5 protein-coding genes and 1 pseudogene are annotated in these 4,084 nt (G+C 64.7%); 4 read left to right on the forward strand and 2 right to left on the reverse strand.

Translation table 11 applies throughout. The features are described 5' to 3' along the window. Nucleotides 1-40: 40 nt before the first annotated feature. Entirely contained in the window at nucleotides 41-718 is a 678-nt protein-coding gene (locus WAN71_RS21230; protein WP_422227223.1) for a sigma-70 family RNA polymerase sigma factor, read from the forward strand. Further along, the gene (gene rsrA, locus WAN71_RS21235; protein ID WP_422227221.1) at nucleotides 715-993 is read left to right on the forward strand and encodes a mycothiol system anti-sigma-R factor; all 279 of its coding nucleotides are present in this window, start codon (nucleotides 715-717) and stop codon (nucleotides 991-993) included. The genes WAN71_RS21230 and rsrA overlap by 4 nt, the downstream gene beginning before the upstream one ends. A gap of 78 nt (nucleotides 994-1,071) precedes the next feature. Here rsrA and WAN71_RS21240 read toward each other — a convergent pair whose 3' ends face one another. Together WAN71_RS21240 and WAN71_RS21245 are read right to left on the reverse strand one after the other, a co-directional pair. Next, nucleotides 1,072-1,146: a 50S ribosomal protein bL37 gene (locus tag WAN71_RS21240; RefSeq protein ID WP_139825066.1), complete on the reverse strand. Its 75-nt coding sequence runs from the start codon at nucleotides 1,144-1,146 to the stop codon at nucleotides 1,072-1,074. Between the two features lie 69 nt (nucleotides 1,147-1,215). Next, the gene (locus WAN71_RS21245; RefSeq protein ID WP_422227222.1) at nucleotides 1,216-1,914 is read right to left on the reverse strand and encodes a hypothetical protein; all 699 of its coding nucleotides are present in this window, start codon (nucleotides 1,912-1,914) and stop codon (nucleotides 1,216-1,218) included. 373 nt (nucleotides 1,915-2,287) lie between these two features. On the opposite strand from WAN71_RS21245, the gene WAN71_RS21250 reads away from it, so the two are divergent. Together WAN71_RS21250 and WAN71_RS21255 are read left to right on the forward strand one after the other, a co-directional pair. Continuing rightward, nucleotides 2,288-2,503 (forward strand): biotin/lipoyl-binding carrier protein, encoded by a 216-nt coding sequence (locus WAN71_RS21250; RefSeq protein ID WP_043414713.1) that lies wholly within the window; start codon nucleotides 2,288-2,290, stop codon nucleotides 2,501-2,503. 37 nt (nucleotides 2,504-2,540) lie between these two features. Beyond that, nucleotides 2,541-4,049, forward strand: a pseudogene (locus WAN71_RS21255) (sensor histidine kinase). Nucleotides 4,050-4,084: the final 35 nt, after the last annotated feature.

The raw sequence follows: 4,084 nt of genomic DNA on the forward strand, positions 1-4,084 counted from the left end.
GTTCAGCGGCATCGCGACAGAAGGGACTGTGTTCGTCAACATGGCCGAGATCGATGGCGCGACCCAATCGGAGAGCGCGGCGGCCGCTGATGCCTCCAACGCGGCTGTGCGCAGCCGTTCAAACGAGACCGATGCGGAGCTGACCGCGCGGTTCGAGCGCGACGCGATCCCGCTGCTGGATCAGCTATACGGTGGCGCCCTGCGGATGACCCGCAATCCGGCCGATGCCGAGGATTTGCTCCAGGAAACCATGGTGAAGGCCTACGCCGGCTTTCGCTCGTTCAAAGAGGGCACCAACCTCAAGGCCTGGCTGTACCGCATCCTGACCAACACCTACATCAACAGCTACCGCAAAAAGCAGCGGCAACCGGCGCAATATCCCACCGACGAGATCAGCGACTGGCAGTTGGCTGCCAGCGCCGAACACTCGTCGACCGGCTTGCGTTCCGCCGAGGTCGAGGCTCTTGAAGCGCTGCCCGACACAGAAATCAAAGAAGCGTTGCAGGCGTTGCCCGAAGAGTTTCGGATGGCGGTCTATTACGCCGACGTCGAAGGTTTTCCCTACAAAGAGATCGCCCAGATCATGGACACTCCGATCGGGACGGTGATGTCACGACTGCACCGCGGCAGGCGTCAGCTGCGGGAATTGTTGACCGATGTGGCCAAAGAGCGGGGTTTCATTCGCGGAGGCCAGGCACCCGAGGAGGTCTCGTCATGACGGACTTCCCGGTAGGTGGGGAACCGCAGGTCAAGGCTGAGTGCGCCGAAGTGATCGCCGAGGTATGGACGCTGCTCGATGGTGAATGCACCGCCGACACTCGAGAGAAGCTACGCAAGCATCTCGAAGAATGCCCGCCGTGTTTCCAGCTCTACGGGCTCGAGGAGCGAATCAAGGCGTTGATCGCGACCAAGTGCCGCGGCGAGAGAGCTCCGGAGGGCCTTCGTGAGCGGCTACGGCTCGAAATCAGCCGCACTACGATCATCCGCCGGTAGCGTCGAACGGCCTAATGCATGGGATGCGGGGGCGTCCCCCAACGCCCCCGCAAGCGGGTGATTCCCGTACCGCCCCGTCTATGAGTTAGGGCGCTTACCGTGATTGGCCTTGCTGTACTTGCGGTCTTTCTTCTTGCGGCCACGCTTGGCCATAACTGATCCTCCTCGCAGATGTACTTGCAGGTCAGTTTCCCATGCGTCGGGTGTTGCGTAGCCCTGGGGCTACGCAATCGACCCAGTGCCCACTGGCACAACCGCGCCCGGCTGTCCGGGGACCCCGGCTGTCTGCCCGGCTACGCCAGGCATCTGTCCGGGCATGAAGCCGGGTGTCTGTCCCGGTAGGCCACCGGGCGGCTGTCCGGGCAGGAAGCCGGGTGTCTGTCCCGGTAGACCACCAGGCGTCTGCCCCGGCAGGAAACCGGGTGTCTGTCCCGGTAGGCCACCAGGCGTCTGTCCGGGCAGGAAACCGGGCGTCTGGCCAGGCAGCCCGCCGGGGTAGCCGGGCGTCTGGCCGGGGAGTCCGCCGGGGTAGCCGGGCATCTGGCCGGGGAGCCCGCCGGGGTAGCCAGGCAGACCACCGGGCATCTGTCCAGGCAGCGCACCTGGGTAGCCGCCGGGGATTCCTCCCGGAAGACCGCCGGGCATTCCTCCCGCGAGACCGCCGGGCGACAGGGCGCTGCTCGCGGGCATCAACAGGTCCCCGCTGCCGGGGATGAGGTTATTCATCAAACCGCTCAGTGAGCCGAAGAGCGAATTGGCGATGTTCACGGCACCGCCGGCGCCGGCGTCGGCCCCGCCGAGGCCTGGAACCGGCAGCGGGTCGTCGGCAAGGAATGGTTGCTGGGGTGCGGCCGCGGCGACCCCGGCGCCGAGCCCGATGGTGGCGATTGCTGCCAGCGCAATCCCGATGCCGGCCTTCACTCGGGTCAATGGGCGTCGAGCTGTCGGATTCGCAAACATATTCTCGGACAACGGAATTCCCCTCAAATTTTGCTGAAGCACTAGGTGCGCATCAGACACTCCAATCACTCTGGAAACAATGCTGCTCAAATGTCACATTAACAACACGACACGATCACAGGACGAACTCTATAGGTTCGCTTAGTAATCTTGGAGTTTGCTTACCGATACCCGCGCGATATCAGCAAGTGTCCTCGCACCGGTGAGTGACCTGCGCCGTCGACGCCGACACGACCCGGCGTGGACTCACTCTCTCGCGCTCACGTCAAGTGACTGTGGTTCGATGGAGCAACAGAATTTGGGCAACACCGGCTGGGTGACGAACGGGGTGATGATGGCCGAGGACGTCCGCGCAGAGATCGTGGCTAGCGTGCTCGAAGTCGTGGTCAGCGAGGGCGACCAGATCGGCGAGGGTGACACCCTGGTGTTGTTGGAATCGATGAAGATGGAGATCCCGGTTCTGGCCGAGGTCGCCGGCACAGTCAGCAAGGTCAGTGTTTCGGTGGGAGACGTCATCCAGGCCGGCGACCTTATCGCCGTAATCAGCTAGCCATTGGCTCGTCCGTACCTCTTGGCGGGAGTCGCCGATGTCCACTCTCGGTGACCTGCTCGCCGAACACACCATGCTGCCGGGCAGCGCCGTCGACCACCTGCACGCGGTGGTCGGCGAATGGCAGCTGCTCGCCGATCTTTCGTTCGCCGATTACCTGATGTGAGTTCGCCGCGACGACGGTTCGCTGGTCTGTGTCGCGCAGTGCCGGCCGAATACCGCCCCCACCGTTCTGCTGCGAGACGCGGTCGGTTCCGTGCTGGCCGCCGATCGCGTGCCGCTGATCGCCGCGGCGTTCGAATCCGGCGCCATAGCTCTGGAAAGCGATGCGGGCCAACCACATTCGTGGCAACAGACAGGACTGAACATCGAGGCGGTGCCGGTGCGATACGGCGAGAAGGTGGTCGCGGTGTTGACCCATCAGACGGCCGTCGCCGACACCCACAAATCCAGCCCGCTGGAGACCGCATACCTCGACTGCGCCGCGGACCTCGTCCACATGCTCTCCGAGGGCACTTTTCCCAACGTGGGGGACGTGGCGATGTCGCGCTCCAGCCCGCGGGCAGGTGACGGCTTCATTCGACTCGACGTCAACGGCGTGGTCTCCTACGCCAGCCCGAACGCACTGTCGGCCTACCACCGGATGGGCCTGACCTTGGAGCTGGAGGGCCACAACCTCATCGAGGTCACCCGTCCGCTGATCTCCGACCCGTTCGAGGCCCAAGAACTGGCTACGCATGTGCGCGACTCGCTGGCCGGTGGTGCCAGCATGCGCATCGAGGTCGACGCCGGCGGCGCCACGATGCTGCTGCGGACGCTGCCGCTGGTGGTTCACGGCTCCGCAGCCGGCGCCGCGGTGCTGGTTCGCGACGTCACCGAAGTCAAGCGCCGCGACCGCGCGTTGATCTCCAAGGACGCCACGATCCGGGAAATCCACCACCGGGTGAAGAACAATCTGCAGACCGTGGCGGCGCTGCTGCGCCTGCAAGCCCGCCGGACGACCAACGCCGAGGGCCGAGAGGCGCTCATCGAGTCGGTCCGGCGAGTGTCGTCGATCGCCTTGGTCCACGACGCGCTGTCGATGTCGGTGGACGAGGAGGTCAACCTCGACGAGGTGATCGACCGGATCCTGCCGATCATGAACGATGTGGCGACGGTGGACACACCGATCCGAATCAATCGCGAGGGCATGCTCGGCGTCCTGGATTCCGATCGGGCCACCGCGCTGATCATGGTGATCACCGAACTCGTGCAAAACGCCATCGAGCATGCGTTTGACCCGGCAGCCCGAGAACCCACCGCCGGCTCAGTGACGATACAAGCCGAGCGGTCGGCGCGTTGGCTCGACGTGGTGGTCCACGACAACGGCCGCGGTCTGCCCGAGGGGTTCAGCGTCGAGAAGTCCGACCGACTGGGTCTGCAGATCGTGCGGACATTGGTATCCGCGGAGCTGGACGGCTCGCTGCAGATGCAGGATGCCCCCGAAGGCGGAACCGACGTGGTGTTACGCGTGCCGATCGGTCGTCGCGTCCGCGCCGCGCAATAGCGTTGCACACAACGGTGCGGCCCCGACATCTCGTC

This window comes from Mycobacterium sp. (genome assembly GCF_049280035.1).
Lineage (GTDB): Bacteria > Actinomycetota > Actinomycetes > Mycobacteriales > Mycobacteriaceae > Mycobacterium.

Coding starts and splice junctions, on each gene's coding strand:
- WAN71_RS21230 (WP_422227223.1), top strand. CDS start 41: ATGGCCGAGATCGATGGCGCGACCCAATCGGAGAGCGCGGCGGCCGCT.
- rsrA (WP_422227221.1), top strand. CDS start 715: ATGACGGACTTCCCGGTAGGTGGGGAACCGCAGGTCAAGGCTGAGTGC.
- WAN71_RS21250 (WP_043414713.1), top strand. CDS start 2,288: ATGGCCGAGGACGTCCGCGCAGAGATCGTGGCTAGCGTGCTCGAAGTC.